The organism is Xanthomonas sp. CPBF 426, from assembly GCF_903989465.1.
GTDB classification, from domain to species: domain Bacteria; phylum Pseudomonadota; class Gammaproteobacteria; order Xanthomonadales; family Xanthomonadaceae; genus Xanthomonas; species Xanthomonas euroxanthea.
Map to the genome: position 1 here is coordinate 810147 of NZ_LR861805.1, position 14940 is coordinate 825086.

The 14940-nt window shown below is 67.6% G+C and carries 11 protein-coding genes; 10 read left to right on the forward strand and 1 reads right to left on the reverse strand.

All coding sequences use genetic code 11. From position 1 onward, the window contains the following. Positions 1-176 precede the first annotated feature (176 nt). From H7A87_RS03385 to H7A87_RS03425, 9 genes are all read left to right on the forward strand, one after another. Positions 177-1223, forward strand: a complete 1047-nt coding sequence (locus H7A87_RS03385; RefSeq protein WP_006452025.1) for a rod shape-determining protein — start codon at positions 177-179, stop codon at positions 1221-1223. Positions 1224-1395: 172 nt separating this feature from the next. Next, on the forward strand, positions 1396-2634 hold the full coding sequence (mreC, locus tag H7A87_RS03390) for a rod shape-determining protein MreC (protein WP_119129562.1): 1239 nt from the start codon (positions 1396-1398) through the stop codon (positions 2632-2634). Beyond that, a complete protein-coding gene (gene mreD, locus H7A87_RS03395; protein WP_104583769.1) occupies positions 2631-3116 on the forward strand; it encodes a rod shape-determining protein MreD in 486 nt (161 codons plus the stop codon). Before mreC ends, mreD begins: the two co-directional genes overlap by 4 nt. A 3-nt stretch (positions 3117-3119) precedes the next feature. Continuing rightward, positions 3120-5180, forward strand: a complete 2061-nt coding sequence (gene mrdA / locus H7A87_RS03400) for a penicillin-binding protein 2 (RefSeq protein ID WP_119129563.1) — start codon at positions 3120-3122, stop codon at positions 5178-5180. Continuing rightward, positions 5177-6295, forward strand: coding sequence for a rod shape-determining protein RodA (gene rodA / locus H7A87_RS03405; protein ID WP_119129564.1), 1119 nt, complete (start codon positions 5177-5179; stop codon positions 6293-6295). Before mrdA ends, rodA begins: the two co-directional genes overlap by 4 nt. A 318-nt stretch (positions 6296-6613) precedes the next feature. Beyond that, positions 6614-8014 (forward strand): glycosyl hydrolase family 28 protein, encoded by a 1401-nt coding sequence (locus H7A87_RS03410; RefSeq protein WP_119129565.1) that lies wholly within the window; start codon positions 6614-6616, stop codon positions 8012-8014. Between the two features lie 396 nt (positions 8015-8410). Beyond that, complete coding sequence (mltB, locus tag H7A87_RS03415) at positions 8411-9550, forward strand: lytic murein transglycosylase B (RefSeq protein WP_119129567.1); 1140 nt, start codon at positions 8411-8413, stop codon at positions 9548-9550. Next, a complete protein-coding gene (locus tag H7A87_RS03420) occupies positions 9547-10962 on the forward strand; it encodes a septal ring lytic transglycosylase RlpA family protein (protein WP_119129568.1) in 1416 nt (471 codons plus the stop codon). Before mltB ends, H7A87_RS03420 begins: the two co-directional genes overlap by 4 nt. A 260-nt stretch (positions 10963-11222) precedes the next feature. Continuing rightward, positions 11223-12428 (forward strand): D-alanyl-D-alanine carboxypeptidase family protein, encoded by a 1206-nt coding sequence (locus tag H7A87_RS03425; protein ID WP_104583775.1) that lies wholly within the window; start codon positions 11223-11225, stop codon positions 12426-12428. Positions 12429-12548: 120 nt separating this feature from the next. Here the strand turns inward: H7A87_RS03425 and H7A87_RS03430 are convergent, their stop codons facing one another. Continuing rightward, positions 12549-13610 (reverse strand): lipid A deacylase LpxR family protein, encoded by a 1062-nt coding sequence (locus tag H7A87_RS03430; RefSeq protein WP_104583776.1) that lies wholly within the window; start codon positions 13608-13610, stop codon positions 12549-12551. A gap of 287 nt (positions 13611-13897) precedes the next feature. Between H7A87_RS03430 and H7A87_RS03435 the strand changes: the two genes are divergently transcribed. Continuing rightward, entirely contained in the window at positions 13898-14881 is a 984-nt protein-coding gene (locus tag H7A87_RS03435; RefSeq protein ID WP_104583777.1) for a CsgG/HfaB family protein, read from the forward strand. Positions 14882-14940: the final 59 nt, after the last annotated feature.

Genomic DNA, 14940 nt, shown 5'->3' on the forward strand with positions numbered 1-14940 from the left:
CGCATGCCATGCCCGGCGTGACCGGCACATGAAAACCACGCCGAAACGGCCGATTTTTCCTTGCCCGCACCGGGGGGGATTGCTAGGCTAGTGGACTTCGTTTTCTGCCCGCTTATCGACCAGTTGGTTCTGCATCGGCGACAGGGCAAGCGACTCTTTCAGGAACGGCTCCCTCGATGTTCAAGAAACTCCGCGGCATGTTCTCCAACGACCTGTCCATCGACCTGGGCACGGCCAATACGCTGATCTACGTGCGCGGACAGGGCATTGTGCTGAATGAACCTTCGGTGGTGGCGGTGCGTCAGGACCGCGCCATCGGCGGCACGCGCTCGGTGGCTGCCGTCGGCGCCGAGGCCAAGCAGATGCTCGGCCGCACCCCGGGCCACATCACCACGATCCGCCCGATGAAGGACGGCGTCATCGCCGACTTCACCTACACCGAGGCAATGCTGAAGCACTTCATCAAGAAGGTGCACAAGTCGCGCTTCCTGCGCCCGAGCCCGCGCGTGCTGGTGTGCGTGCCGGCCGGTTCCACCCAGGTCGAGCGCCGCGCCATCAAGGAATCGGCGGAAGAAGCCGGTGCACGCGACGTCTACCTGATCGAAGAACCCATGGCCGCGGCGATCGGTGCCGGCATGCCGGTGACCGAGGCGCGCGGTTCGATGGTCATCGACATCGGCGGCGGCACCACCGAGGTGGCGGTGATCTCGCTCAACGGCATCGTCTACTCGCAGTCGGTGCGTGTGGGCGGCGACCGCTTCGACGAGTCGATCACCAACTACGTGCGCCGCAACCACGGCATGCTGATCGGTGAAGCCACCGCCGAGCGCATCAAGCTGCAGATCGGCTGCGCCTATCCGCAGGACGAGGTGCAGGAGATGGAAATCTCCGGCCGCAATCTTGCCGAAGGCGTGCCGAAGATGATCAAGATCAACTCCAACGAGGTGCTCGAGGCATTGCACGAGCCGCTGTCGGGCATCATCTCGGCGGTCAAGCTGGCGCTGGAACAGACCCCGCCGGAACTGTGTGCCGACGTGGCCGAGCGCGGCATCGTGCTCACCGGTGGCGGCGCGCTGCTGCGCGACCTGGACCGCCTGATCTCCGAAGAAACCGGCCTGCACGTGCAGGTCGCCGACGACCCGCTCACCTGCGTGGCCCGCGGCGGCGGTCGCGCGCTGGAGCTGGTGGACATGCATGGCAACGAGTTCTTCGCGCCGGAGTGAGGCGTCCGGGAATCGGGAATCGGGAGTAGGGAATCGTGAAAGCATTCCCTGCCCGCGCTCCTGAGCGGTTGCGACGCGGTCCCGCCCATGTGAGTTTTCGCCTCAACCGTCTCTGGGGCAGCACACTGCTTCCCGATTCTCCATTCCCGATACCCCATTCCCGGCCCTGACAGTGCCCTCCTACGCCGGTCCTCCCGTCGCCTCCCGTCCGGGCGAAGTCACCTCCACGCTGCGGCTGCTGGTCTATCTGGTGCTGGCGATCGTGCTGATCGCGCTCGATAGCCGGGGGGGCTGGCTGAGCCAGGTGCGCCTGCAGGCCAACCTGCTGATCCAGCCGATCTGGGCCGTGGCCGGGTTGCCGGGGCGGATCGGCTCGCAGGTGCGCGACAACGCCGCCACCCACGCGCAGCTGGTGGAAGAAACCCGCGACCTGCGCAACCAGCTGCTGGTGGCCAATGCGCGCCTGACCCGGCTGCAGACCGCCGCGTTGGACAATGCGCAGCTGCGCGAACTGCTCAACGTGGCCGAGCGCCGCGGGCTGGACGTGCAGCTGGCGCCGATCCTGGATATCGACCTGGACCCGACCCGGCAGCGCCTGCTGCTGGATGCCGGCAGCCGCGATGGCGTGCTGATGGGCCAGGCGGTGATCGATGCCGGCGGGCTGATGGGCCAGGTGATCGAGGTGACCCCGCTGCATTCGACCGTGCTGCTGCTGACCGACCCCGACCACGCGGTGCCGGTCAGCGTGGCGCGCAACGGCGTGCGCCTGATCGTCTACGGCCGCGGCGACCGGCTGGAACTGCGCGACATCCCGCTCAGTGCCGGCGTGCAGGTGGGCGACGAGATCGTCACCTCCGGCCTCGGTGGCCGCTTCCCGGCCGGCTTTCCGGTCGGCAAGGTGTCCGAACTGCATCCGGACGATACCCACGCCTTCCTGGTCGGCGAACTGACCCCGGCCGCCAAGCTCGATCGCGGCCGCGATGTGCTGTTGCTGCGTGCAGGCAAGCCGCTACGCGTGGCGCCGGGAATCGGGAATGGGGAATCGGGAATCGGGAGTGGCAACGGCGCCGGTGCTGCATCGGTGCCGGCCTCGACGCCGACCGGACAGGCCACTCCCGTTCCGCCGCAAGGAAGTGCGCCTGCCAAGCCGTCGGGAATGGGGAATGAGGGAGCGGGAATCGGCAACGGCAACGGTGCTGCATCGATGCCGTCCTTGCGATTGACCAGGCAAGGCGCAGCATCTGCATCGTCGCAAGGGGCCGCTCCTACCGATTCCCGATTCCCGATTCCCAATTCCCGTCCCCGAAACAACCAGGGCGCAGCCACCGCGACGCCGCAGAACACCGCTCCTGCCGATTCCCCATTCCCGATTCCCCAATCCCGTCCGTCTCCGCAGGAGACGGAGCAATGACCCGCATGCGCAACACCTGGATCCTGCCGGCGAGCATCCTCATCGCGCTGGTGCTGGGCCTGCTGCCGCTGCCGGTGGTGGTGCAGCCGCTGCGTCCGTACTGGCTGGCGCTGGTGCTGGCGTACTGGGTGATCGAGGAGCCGGACCGGGTCGGGCTGGGCATCGCCTTCGTGGCCGGCGTGCTGGCCGACCTGCTGTATGGCGGGCTGCTCGGCGAACAGGCGCTGCGGCTGGTGATCATGACCTTCATCCTGCAGCGCTTCCGCGCGCGGATGCGCTTCTTCCCGGTCTCGCAGCAGGCGCTGGCGATCGGCGGGCTGCTGCTCAACGACCGCATCGTCTCCTCGGCGGTGCATCTGGCGGTGGGCGAGCCGACCCTGCCGTGGAGCTACTGGTGGGCGCCGCTGCTGGGCATGGCGCTGTGGCCGCCGCTGTTCGTGTTGCTGGATGCGGTACGGCTGGGCAAGCGGAGCAAGAAGTAAGCCATGCACGGGCGTCGTCACCCCAAGAACCCGCACGCGGAGGCCGAGCAGTTCCGCCGGCGTGCGGTGCTGGGCTTTGTGATGGTGGTGATCTGCCTGGTCGGCCTGGGCGGCTGGTACTTCAAGCTGCAGGTGCTCGACCACGAGGTCTACGCCACCCGCTCGGAAGCCAACCGCATCAAGCCCAAGCCGGTGGTGCCCGGGCGCGGCATGATCTACGACCGCACCGGCCGGCTGCTGGCCGAGAACGTGCCGGCCTTCCGCCTGGACGTGACCCCGGACAAGGTCACCGACATGAACGCCATGCTGGCCGCGCTGGGCAAGGTGATTCCGATCGCGCCGGAGGACCTGGAACGTTTCAATCGCGAGCGCCGCGCGCGCCGCAGCTTCCTGCCGGTCACGCTCAAGCTGCGCATGAGCGATGAGGAAATGGCGCGCTTTGCGGTGGAGCGCTGGCGCTTTCCCGGCGTGGAGCTGGAGCCGTACCTGACCCGGCGCTACCCGTACGGCCCGCTGTTCGCGCACATCATCGGCTACGTCGGCCGCATCGACGAGAAGGACCTGGCGGTGCTGGGCGAGGGCAATGCCGCGCTCACCCACATGGGCAAGTCCGGGCTGGAGCGCTACTACGAGCAGGATCTGCGCGGCCAGGTCGGTTACGAGCAGGTCGAAACCAATGTGCAGGGGCGGGCGATCCGCACCGTCGGCCGGGTCGCGCCGCAGTCGGGCGCGGACCTGCGGCTGTCGGTGGATGCCGACCTGCAGCGCGCGATGGTGGCCGCGTTCGGCGAGCACGAAGGCGCGGCGATCGCGATGGACCCGCGCACCGGCGAGATCCTGGGCATGGTCAGCCTGCCCAGCTACGACCCCAACCTGTTCGTCAACGGCATCTCGCATACCGACTTCAAGATGCTCAACGACAACCCGTCGCGGCCGCAGTTCAATCGGCTGGTGCTGGGCGGGGTGGCGCCGGGCTCCACGCTCAAGCCGCTGATCGCGCTGGCCGGGCTGGACAGCGGCCTGCGCCGGCCGGAAGACCGGGTGCTGTCCACCGGCATGTTCTACCTGCCCGGGGTCAGCCGCGGCTGGGGCGACTCGCACCGCGGCGGCCATGGCTGGACCGATCTACGCAAGTCGATCGCCCAGTCGGTCAATACCTACTACTACCGCCTGGCGGTGGACATGGGCATCGACCGGTTCGACCACTACATGGGCGAGTACGGTTTCGGTCAACCGACCGGGGTGGACCTGCTCGGCGAGATCGGCGGCATCCTGCCGTCGCCGGCCTACAAGTACAAGACCCGCAAGGAACGCTGGTACCCCGGTGATACCGTCAACATCGCCATCGGCCAGGGTGACTGGAAGGTCACGCCGCTGCAGCTGGCGCGCGGGGTGTCGGCGATCGCCAGCGGGCTGCTGCTGCGCCCGCACCTGGTGCTGGAGGAGCGCACCGGCTTCGACCACCCCTGGCAGCCGATGATCCAGCCGCCGGGCAAGCCGATCAGCCCGAGCGCGGCGCACCTGCAGGTGGTGCGCGAGGGCATGATGGACACCATGCGTCCGGGCGGCACCGGCTATGCGATCACCCCCGGCGCGCCGTACCAGATGGCCGGCAAGACCGGCACCGCGCAGGTGGTCAGCCGCAAGGGCGTGGCCGCGGTGGATCCGCGCAGCCTGCCGCTGCATCTGCGTCACCGTGGCCTGTTCGTCGGCTTCGCCCCGGCCGACAACCCGGTCATCGCGGTGGCGGTGGCGGTGGAGGGCGGCGGGTTCGGCACCAGTTCGGCCGCGCCGATCGCACGCAAGATCTTCGACGCCTGGCTGCTCGGCAAGCTGCCCGCCGGCCTGGAGCCGCTGGACAGCGAGCTGGGCATGACCGCGGTGGGCGTCAACCAGTTCGAAGCCGGCGCCACCGATGCGCGCCAGGCCGGCGATGCGGCCGCGGCCACGCTGGACGAGCTGCCGGTGGTGATCGGCCAGACCGCGGTGGCCCTGGACCCCAATACGCCGGCGCAGCCGGTGGTGCCGGATGTGCCCGATGCGGTCCAGGAGACCGACCATTGAGTGACATCCTGCGCTGGCTGGTGGACATGGTGGCGCGCTTCACGCGCAGCCTGGACTGGGTGCTGTGCCTGGCGCTGGGGGCGCTGATGGTGATCGGGCTGTCGGTGCTCAAGAGCGCCGGCGGCGCCGCCAACGGCGATCATCTGGTGATGGCGCAAGCCGTGCGCTTTGTCATCGGCCTGGCCGCGATGTGGGGCATTTCGCGCATGTCGGTGCTGCGCCTGCGCGCCTGGACGCCATGGGTGTACGGCCTGTCGATGCTGCCGTTGCTGGCGGTATTCGCGCTGGGCACCGGCAAATACGGCCGCCAGTGGCTGGATCTGAAACTGTTCTACCTGCAGCCGGCCGAGTTGCTCAAGATCAGCCTGCCGATGATGGCGGCCTGGTATCTGCACCGCATGCCGTTGCCGCCGCGCATCTCCACCGTGTTGGTGACCGGCGTGATCATCGGCGTGCCGACCGCCCTGATCATGCTGCAGCCGGACTTCGGCACCGGCGTGCTGATCGCCGCCAGCGGGGTGTTCGTGCTGCTGCTGGCCGGCCTGCCGTGGTGGTGGGTGGCGGTGGGCGTGGGCGGCGTCTCGGCGGCCGCGCCGGTGGCCTGGTTCTGGCTGCTGCGGCCGTACCAGAAGGACCGCATCATGATGTTCCTCAACCCGGAAAACGATGCGCTGGGCGCCGGCTGGAACATCATCCAGTCCAAGATCGCGATCGGCTCCGGCGGCTTCGACGGCAAGGGCTGGGGACTGGGGTCGCAGTCGCACCTGAACTTCATCCCCGAACAGACCACCGACTTTGCGTTCTCGGTCCTCAGTGAAGAATTCGGCTGGATCGGCGTGGCGACCGTGCTCAGCCTGTACCTGATCGTGATCGCGCGCTGCCTGTGGATCGCCTCGCAGGCGCGCGACACCTATTCGCGCCTGGTCGCCGGTGCCACCGGGCTGGCCTTCTTCGTCTACGTGCTGGTCAACGGCGGCATGATTTCCGGCCTGCTGCCGGTGGTGGGCGTGCCGATGCCGCTGATGAGTTACGGCGGCACCTCGGCGGTGTCGTTGCTGGCCGGGCTGGGCCTGGTGATGGCGGTCAAGACGCACCGTCCGGTGCATTGGTACTGAGCCGGCGCGTGCTGCAGCCCACGGTGGCAGGCGTACCCGCCTCGCCAGAACGAATCATGGCCAACCAGGTGCACCACGCCGCGTGCGACAGGCGCATGACACGCCGCTGACACTGCGCAGGACGCGTGCGGTTGTGCGCGCTGCGTTGCAATGACGACACGCCGACGCAGGGCCGCTTCGCGCGTGCGGCACCGGGTTCGCTCGCCTTCTGTGGGTGGGGGCGTTGCGCCGTAGAGTCCGATGCGCCGCTGTCTGCCCGCGGCTGCGTCGCGTTGCAGCTGCAGGCGCGCACCATTCCTCTTTCCGGTGACCTCTTCCATGAAATTGCTAAGCGCCGCCATCGGCGGTGTCTGTCTGACGTTCGCTGCACACGCCGGCGCCATCACCCTTGCCAGCGGCGATGCGCGCGCCGTGTCAGAGCCGGCGATTCCTGCCACCTGCCAGGCGGTGAGCGCCAGCCACACGCCGAGCGGGCGCCTGTTCGATGCCGCGCTGGAAAGCGCGCCGCCTGATACCAAGACCATCCAGGCCGCGTTGACGGCCTGCACCGGCAAGAACGGCAGCGTGCTGCTCAAGGCCGGCACCGGCGACGCGTTTCTCAGCGGCCCGCTGACGATTCCCACCGGCGTCACCCTGGTCGTCGATCAGGGCGTGACCCTGTACGGCTCGCGCAATCCGGCCGATTACGGCAGCGGTTGCGGCGTTGCGGGCGCCAAGAGCGGTGGCTGCCTGCCGCTGATCGGCATCAAGGGCGCCAGGTCCGGCGTGATGGGCGTACGCACCGGCGGGCGGCAGGGCACGATCGATGGGCGTGGCGACCTGCCCATGCTCGGCAGGACCACCACCTGGTGGCAATTCGGCGAAAACGCCAAGACTGCCGGCCAGGTGCAGAACAGCCCGGACCTGATCAAGGTGCAGAACTCCACCACGTTCACCCTCTACCACGTCAATCTGATCAACGCGGCGTACTTTCATTTCTTCGCGCACATCGTCGATGGCCTGACCATCTGGGGCGTGCGGGTGAAATCGCCGGCCACCAGCCCCAACACCGACGGCCTGGATCTGGACAGCGTGCTCAACGCCAGCCTGGTCGACAACGATGTGATGGGCGGCGACGACTGCGTGGCGATCAAGACCATTGCGTCCAGGTCCGGCAACATCAGCGTGCGCGACAACCGCTGCTACGGCACCCACGGCATCTCGATCGGCAGCGAGGTGATGTCCGGGGTCAACAACGTGCTGGTCGACAACAACGCCATCACGGCCAGCGACGATGCCGGCAATCGCAGCACCGACAACACCGGGCTGCGCATCAAGACCAGCCTGGCCAAGGGCGGCCCGGTCAGCCTGGTGACCTATCGCAATACCTGCCTGTACGGGGTGACCAGCCCGCTGGTGATCAACCCGTTCTATGCGACCGGCGGCAGCGGCACCAAGCCCAGCTTCAGCGACATCGTCGTCAACGGCCTGCGCACCACCGGCGATGCCGGCCTCAAGGGCAAGGGCTGGATCCTGAGAGGTTTCGATGCGCAGACGCCGCTGGACCTGACACTGGCCAACGTGGCCACCGGCAATACCGCGGTCACCGCCAGCGACGCGCGGATCGGGCTCAGCAACAGCGCGCTCACCCCAATCGGCAGCAACGTCACCACGCCCAGCGTGCAACTCGGCGGCAGCGTGCCTACCTGCTCGACCGCACCGCGCTTCCCGGCCCTGTAATCAACCAGGCGCGGCCACCCGGCCGCGCCTGACGGCTGAAGTGCCAGCGAAGGGACCCAAGGCGGCCGATCAGGCCGCCAGGTGAAGAAACCAAAGCAGGCCCCACGGCACGGCGCCGAACGCGATGCCGCGCCAGCCCCGGCCTGCCGTGACAGACAAATCCGGGGCCGCACACGCGCAGCACCCCGTATCCCCATTCCCCATTCCCCATTCCCCATTCCGCGCGGCACCGGCCAATCCCCAATCCCCAATCCCCAATCCCGAATCCCGAATCCCGAATCCCGAATCCCGAATCCCGAATCCCGAATCCCGAATCCCGAATCCCCGCCACTCAAAGCTCTTTCCTTTCATGGCCTTATTGCCAGAAGTTCATCTGTTCTCTGTTACCCTCGGCCGATGATTCGACGCACTCTGACCTGCCTGCTCACCCTCGGCCTTGTCGCCTGCGCGACCCAGCCCAGCCCTCCGACCCCGCCGCCGGCCGCCAGCGCGCCCCCGGCCAAGCCGCCGAGCACCCCGGTCGCGCCCGTCAGTGCGGCTGCCGAAGCGCCCGCGCTGCCGCCGGTGGACCTGACCCCGGTGCCGTTCGAGATCGCCCGTGCCAACTTCGTGCGCGACACCGCTGCCAAGTACGGCATCGACGCCGCACAGATCGAAGCGGTGCTGGCGCAGGCGCAGTTCAAGGACGCCATCGTCACCGCGATGTCGCGCCCGGCCGAGCGGGTCAAGCCGTGGAACGAATACCGCCCGATGTTCATCACCCAGGCGCGCATCGATGGCGGCCGCAAGTTCCTGGCCGAACATCGTGCAGAGCTGAGCAAGGTCGAAGCAGCCACCGGCGTGCCGGCGCAGGTGATCGTGGCCATCATCGGGGTGGAAACCAGCTACGGCAGCAACGCCGGCAAGTACCGCGTGCTGGACGCGCTGTACACGCTGGCGTTCCGCTACCCGCGCAGCGGCGACCCGGCCAAGCTCGAACGCGAAGTGCGTCGCGAGCTGTTCTTCCGCGATGAACTCGGCCAGCTGTTCGCGCTCGGCAAGGAAGAGCAGCTCGATGTCACCACGCTGATCGGCAGCTATGCCGGCGCGATGGGCATGGGCCAGTTCATGCCGTCCAGCTACCGCCAGTTCGCCGTCGATGGCGATGCCGACGGCAAGCGCAACCTGTTCACCGACCACAACGACGTGTTCGCCTCGGTGGCCAACTACTTTGTCAAGAAGGGCGGCTGGGTGCGCGGTGGCCAGGTCGCGGTGCCGGCCACGCTGGCCGCCGGCCACGAGGAATTCAATCCCACCGACTGGTCGCCGGTGCACACGCTGGCCGATCTGTCCGCGCGCGGCTACCACCCCAATGCGCCGGTGGTGGCCGGCACTACCGCCACTCCGATCACCCTGGACGATGCCAACGGCAAGCAGTACTGGCTGGGCTTCCAGAATTTCTACGCGATCACCCGTTACAACATTTCCAAGATGTACGCGATGGCCGTGTTCCAGCTGTCCGAGGCCATCGCCGGCAAGGAGTTACCCCCGGCATGAACAGCACGACAGGCCCCAAGTGGCTGATCCCGATGGCGCTGATGCTCGGCCTGGCGGCCTGTAGCAGTGCACCGAAGAAGAGCGCCGGCACCGGCGGAAGCGGCGCCATCAAGGGCGTCAAGGTCGACGGCAAGGGGCCGGCGTATGTCGCCACCGGTTGCCCCTCGACCTCGCCGTACGCGGCCGCCAAGGAAGACCCGTCCACGCGCGGCGACTACACCGCCGGCGGCCTGTACAAGCCCGGCGTCAAGGACACCACGCCGGACCATGTGCCCAACGTGGCCTGCATCCCCGAACCGCTGGTCACCAACGAGCCGCGCTCGGCGGTGGGCAACCGCTCGCCGTATGAGGTGCTGGGCAAGCGCTACGTGGTGATGGACAGCCCCGGCGACTATGTCGAACGCGGGACCGCCTCGTATTACGGCAGCAAGTTCCACGGCCGGCTGACCTCCAACAAGGAGGTCTACGACATGTACGCCTTCACCGCCGCGCACAAGACCTTGCCGCTGCCCAGCTTTGCGTTGGTGACCAATACCGACACCGGCGATTCGGTGGTTGTGCGCGTCAACGACCGCGGCCCGTTCCACGACGGGCGCGTGATCGATCTGAGCTACGCCGCCGCGGTCAAGCTGGGCATCACCGGCAAGGGCACCGGCAACGTCGAGGTGCGTGGCCTGACCGAAGCCGACAACGGCAATCTGCTGGCCAAGCGCCGCAGCGGCAGCGCACCGGTCAGCACCGCGGTGGCCGCCGCACGGCCGGCCGCCAGCGCCAGCCAGATCGATGGCCTGGTGCAGCGTCTGCCTACCCGCACAGTGCCGTCCGCCGCTCCGCGCGCAGGGGCCGCCAGCGCCGCCGCTCCGGTCGCCGCCGCAGTGGCAAGCAGTGCCGGGACTGCTGCGGTTCCCGCGGGCGAGCGTTGGCGCTACCGCGTGGCCGACTCGCGCCAGCCCGGCAATGCGGACAATTTCGATGCCTGGATGAAGGCGCAGGGCGTGCGCGTGGCCACCGGCAAGCCGGCTGCCGCCGCGCCGCGGCCGGCCTCGTCCGTTCCGGTGGCGGCCGCGCCAGCCGCCCCGGTCGCGGTGGCGGCGATCAAGCCTGCCGACAGCGCGCCAGCACGTCCGCTCAGGAGCGAACCGGTACCGGTCAAGGCGCCGAGCGTGGCCGAGGCGGCATTGGGCGACATCCTGCTGCAGGTGGCCAGCTTCGCCAGCCGCGAAAACGCCAACCGCGCGCTGTCGCAGCTGGCCTCGGCCGGCATTGCCGGCGCCAGCGTCAGCGACATCGTCAGCGGCGGCCGTACCTTGTGGCGGCTGCGCGTCAACGCGCGCGACCACGCCAATGCCTCGGAAATCGCGCAGCGCATCGCCGGGCTGGGCTTCGGGCGTCCGCAGATCGTTGCCAACTAGCTACGATCGATCCTGCAGCCAGGGCGTCGGCGGGTAGGCCGCCGCCCGCTCTCGAAAGGTATCGTCGGGCAGCCGCGATCACGACGCGCCCCCATGCAGCTTGCTCGATCGCCCAGTGCGTCAGCCACGTTCGGCACGCCACCTGCCGCCATCGCTGAACTGCGCAGGCGCGCGCGGCCGCTGGCGCGTCGCCCTGATCGCCGCGGCGCCTTACAATTTCGCATTACCCAGCCTTCGGGCCCGTCAGGAGTCGTTCTTCAATGAAATTCCGCTTCGCCGCCGCTGCGGTGGCCACGTTCGCCTTTGGCCTGGTCTGCGCCCAGACGCCTGCGCCGCAGCCGACGCCTGCCGTTGCCGCTGCGCCGGCCGCCGTCCCGGTTCCGCCCGCACCCGCTCCGGCCGTGTCCAAGTCGTGGATCCTGATGGATTACGCCACCGGGCAGGTGCTGGCCGGTGAAAACATCCACCAGCAGCTGGCGCCGGCCAGCATCACCAAGGTGATGACGTCCTACGTGGTCGCTGCCGAAATCAAGAACGGCAAGGTCAAGCGCGACGACCAGGTCATGATGAGCGAGCGCGCCTGGCGCGAGGGCGGCGCCGGCACCGACGGCAGCTACAGCGGTTTCCCGGTCAACCAGACCGCGCGTCTGGAAGACATGGAAAAGGGCATGGCGATCCAGTCCGGTAACGATGCCGCGATCGCATTGGCCGAGCATGTGGCCGGCAGCGAAGAGGCCTTCGCCTCGCTGATGAACAGCTACGCCGCCAAGATCGGCATGAAGGACTCCTACTTCGTCAACGCGCACGGCCTCAGCGCCGAAGGCCACCATTCCACCGCCTACGACCTGGCCATGCTGGGCCGCGCAATGGTGCGCGACTACCCGGAGACCTACGCCTACAACAAGATCAAGGAATTCCAGGTCGGCAGCATCAAGCAGAACAACCGCAACCTGCTGTTGTGGCGCGACCCGGCGGTGGACGGCATCAAGACCGGCCACACCTCCGAGGCCGGCTACTGCCTGCTGAGCTCGGCCAAGCGCGGCGACCAGCGCCTGGTGGCGGTGGTGATGGGCGATTCGTCCGAGCGCCAGCGTGCCGACGACAGCCTGGCCCTGCTCAACTGGGGCTTCCGCTTCTTCGAAACCCACAGCCTGTACGCGCCCGGCAAGGTCGTGACCAAGCAGAAGGTCTGGAAGGGCGAGCAGGACGAAGTGCAGCTCGGCGTGGCCCAGCCGCTGCTGGTCAGCCTGCAACGCGGCCGCTACAACGACCTCAAGCCCAGCATGGAAGTGGCCAAGAACCTGCAGGCCCCGATCAAGCAGGGCCAGCAGATCGGCACCGTCAAGGTCAGCCTGGACGGCAAGATCATCGCCCAGGCCCCGCTGGTCGCCATCAATGCCGTGGAAGAAGGCGGATTCTTCAAGCGCCTCTGGGATGCGTTCTGGATGTGGTGGGAATCGGAATGATCCAAAGAAAAAGCCGGCGAAAGCCGGCTTTTTCTTTTGAATCGGGAATCGGGAATCGGAGAGGCGGGGTGTCGCTCTTGTTCTACCTATTCCCTTTTCCCAATTCCCGATTCCCAGCCCTCAAAGCATCCGACTGATCGTGAAACTGCCATACACCGGCGTTTCGCGCTGGGTGTCGAATTCGCGGGTGCGGTGGTAGCGGGCGATGGCGAACTTCCAGCGGCCGTACATCACCGCCAGGCCGTAGCCGACATCGCCAACGAACGCGCGCTTGTCCACGCTGTGGCTGTTGCGGAAGGTGTTGCCGTCCAGGGTGATGTCGCGCAACACCCAGCGCGCATCGGTGGTCACGAACAGATGGCCCGACCAGCCGCTGGCGCGCCCGAGCCGGCTGGGGGCGGTGTTCTCGCCGGCCGGGCGGGTCGGGGTGCTGCCGAAGTCGTCCGGCAGTTTCCAGCCAAAGCGTGCCTCGCCACCGGCATTCAGATGCGTGGCCATGTTGCCGACCGAGCCGCCCCAATGCGAAATGAAGTCCCAGCCGAAGCCGTCCGCATTGACCGCCGCATCGCCCGGCCAGCGGCGCATGCGCTCGTGCACCAGGTTGATCAGCGGCTCGTTGTGCAGCTGGTTGTCCCAGCCCTGAAACTTCTCGTCGCCCAGGATGTCGTGGATGGCGTCCTGCGCTTCCTGCGCAAATGCCCATGGGCCGACCACGCCGATCTGCAGCTGGGTGGTGCGCAGCTGCGCATCGTTGCGCGCGTTGTAGCCGAAGCTCGCCAGCAGGATGCCCGCATACGGGCGATCGTCGGGGATCACATCGCGGCGGGTGGGATCGGTGGGGGTGAAAATCGCCTGCCCGATCGAGAACACCATGTTCTGCTGCTCGAACTCGCCTGGATGCAGGCGCTCCAGGTAGCCGTTGACCCAGCGCGCGGTGCGTGGCAGGCAGGGGTCGTCGGTGTAGTCGACCAGGTTGGGCGAGACCAGCGTCAGTACCGCACCATTGGAGTAGCCCTGATCCTGGTCCTCCCCACCGAACAGGTCATTGTCGACCCGGAAGTTCACCGCCGGCGGGGTCCGGCTCATTCTGCTGGAGTCGCACTGGTCGGCGGCCAGGGCCGGCATCGACAGCCCGGAAAGAGAAAGCAGCAGGGCAGCGGTCAACGCGCGCGGTCGAAGCATGGAGGGCCTGGGAAGGTAGGAAGGACGATGTGGGGCAAAGGTGCCTGCGGCCACGGCTGCGCCGCGTGAATGTGCAGGAGGGATCATGCCCGAGCCGCCTGGATGCAGCGGCGGGGTCTGGAACACCAGTCCGTTCCATTTGCGGTATGACGGCCATGAAAAGCTCGCGCGAATAGCATATGATCCGCCCCCGGGGAAACCAGCCCCAAGGAACGGCGGCCTTCTCAGGCCGTTTCATCACAACGGATCGCGTTTGCCGACGGCAGCGCAGGTGTCAGGGGAACAATATGAGCAAGACGATTTCTGTGAGCGCAGCGCTGTTGTCCGGCGTGGTTGGCATTGCACTGGCCAGCGTCAGCGCGCCGGCCCTGGCCGGACTGAAGGATGCCTTCAAGGGCTCCGCACAGGATCAGCGCAAGGATGCCGTCGCGCAGATCCCGGTGTGTGCCAAGCCGCTGGGCAGCCTGTCGGTGATCGAGCCTGAGGACGCAGTCAACTGGTGGTCCGGTCAGCAATTGCCGGCGCCATCCAAGTTGATCAAGGTCTTCGTCAACCGTTCCCGCTGCTTCACCCTGGTGGACCGTGGCGCGGGCATGGCGGCATCGCAGCGCGAGCGCGATATGGCGGCAAACGGCGATCTGCGCGCACGTTCCAACGTGGGCAAGGGCCAGATCCGCGCAGCCGATTATGTGATGACGCCGGACCTCATTTCGCAGAACCACAATGCCGGCGGCAGTGCCATTGCCGGCATGCTGGGCGGCCTGGTGGGTGGCAATGCCGGCAACCTGGTCGGTGGCCTGAACCTCAACAAGAAGACCGCTGACGTGGTGCTGACCATCACCGATGTGCGCTCCTCCGAACAGGTCGCCATGGCCGAAGGCAACGCCAAGAAGACCGACCTGGGCTGGGGCGCGCGTGGCAACGTCTTCACCGGCGGCGACTACGGCGCGGCCGGTGCCGGCGGTTATGCCAACACCGAGATCGGCCAGGTGATCACCCTGGCCTATCTGCAGGCTTACACCGACGTCGTCACCCAGCTCGGCGGTCTGTCCGGCAACGCGGCTGCATCCAATGTGCAGCAGGCTGTGACCGTGACCCGTGCGGGGCGTCTGTTGGGCAATGCCAAGGGCACTGGCGCAGCCGTGCGCACGCTGGAGCCGGGCATGATGCTGTACCCGACCGGCACCAAGGAAGGCGTCATGTGGGAAGTCGAAGACGAAATGGGCAATCGCGGCTGGGTCTCGTCGGCCATGCTGGAACTGTCCAAATAAGCAATTAGCGCCATCCATGCCGGGCGTGACGCGTCTGGCGTGAAACGACGGGGCCCCGG

Excerpts from the sequence above, each read along its gene's own strand:
- H7A87_RS03385 (WP_006452025.1), top strand. The coding sequence starts at position 177 with ATGTTCAAGAAACTCCGCGGCATGTTCTCCAACGACCTGTCCATCGAC.
- mreD (WP_104583769.1), top strand. The coding sequence starts at position 2,631 with ATGACCCGCATGCGCAACACCTGGATCCTGCCGGCGAGCATCCTCATC.
- mrdA (WP_119129563.1), top strand. The coding sequence starts at position 3,120 with ATGCACGGGCGTCGTCACCCCAAGAACCCGCACGCGGAGGCCGAGCAG.
- H7A87_RS03410 (WP_119129565.1), top strand. The coding sequence starts at position 6,614 with ATGAAATTGCTAAGCGCCGCCATCGGCGGTGTCTGTCTGACGTTCGCT.
- mltB (WP_119129567.1), top strand. The coding sequence starts at position 8,411 with ATGATTCGACGCACTCTGACCTGCCTGCTCACCCTCGGCCTTGTCGCC.
- H7A87_RS03420 (WP_119129568.1), top strand. The coding sequence starts at position 9,547 with ATGAACAGCACGACAGGCCCCAAGTGGCTGATCCCGATGGCGCTGATG.
- H7A87_RS03425 (WP_104583775.1), top strand. The coding sequence starts at position 11,223 with ATGAAATTCCGCTTCGCCGCCGCTGCGGTGGCCACGTTCGCCTTTGGC.
- H7A87_RS03430 (WP_104583776.1), bottom strand. The coding sequence starts at position 13,610 with ATGCTTCGACCGCGCGCGTTGACCGCTGCCCTGCTGCTTTCTCTTTCC.
- H7A87_RS03435 (WP_104583777.1), top strand. The coding sequence starts at position 13,898 with ATGAGCAAGACGATTTCTGTGAGCGCAGCGCTGTTGTCCGGCGTGGTT.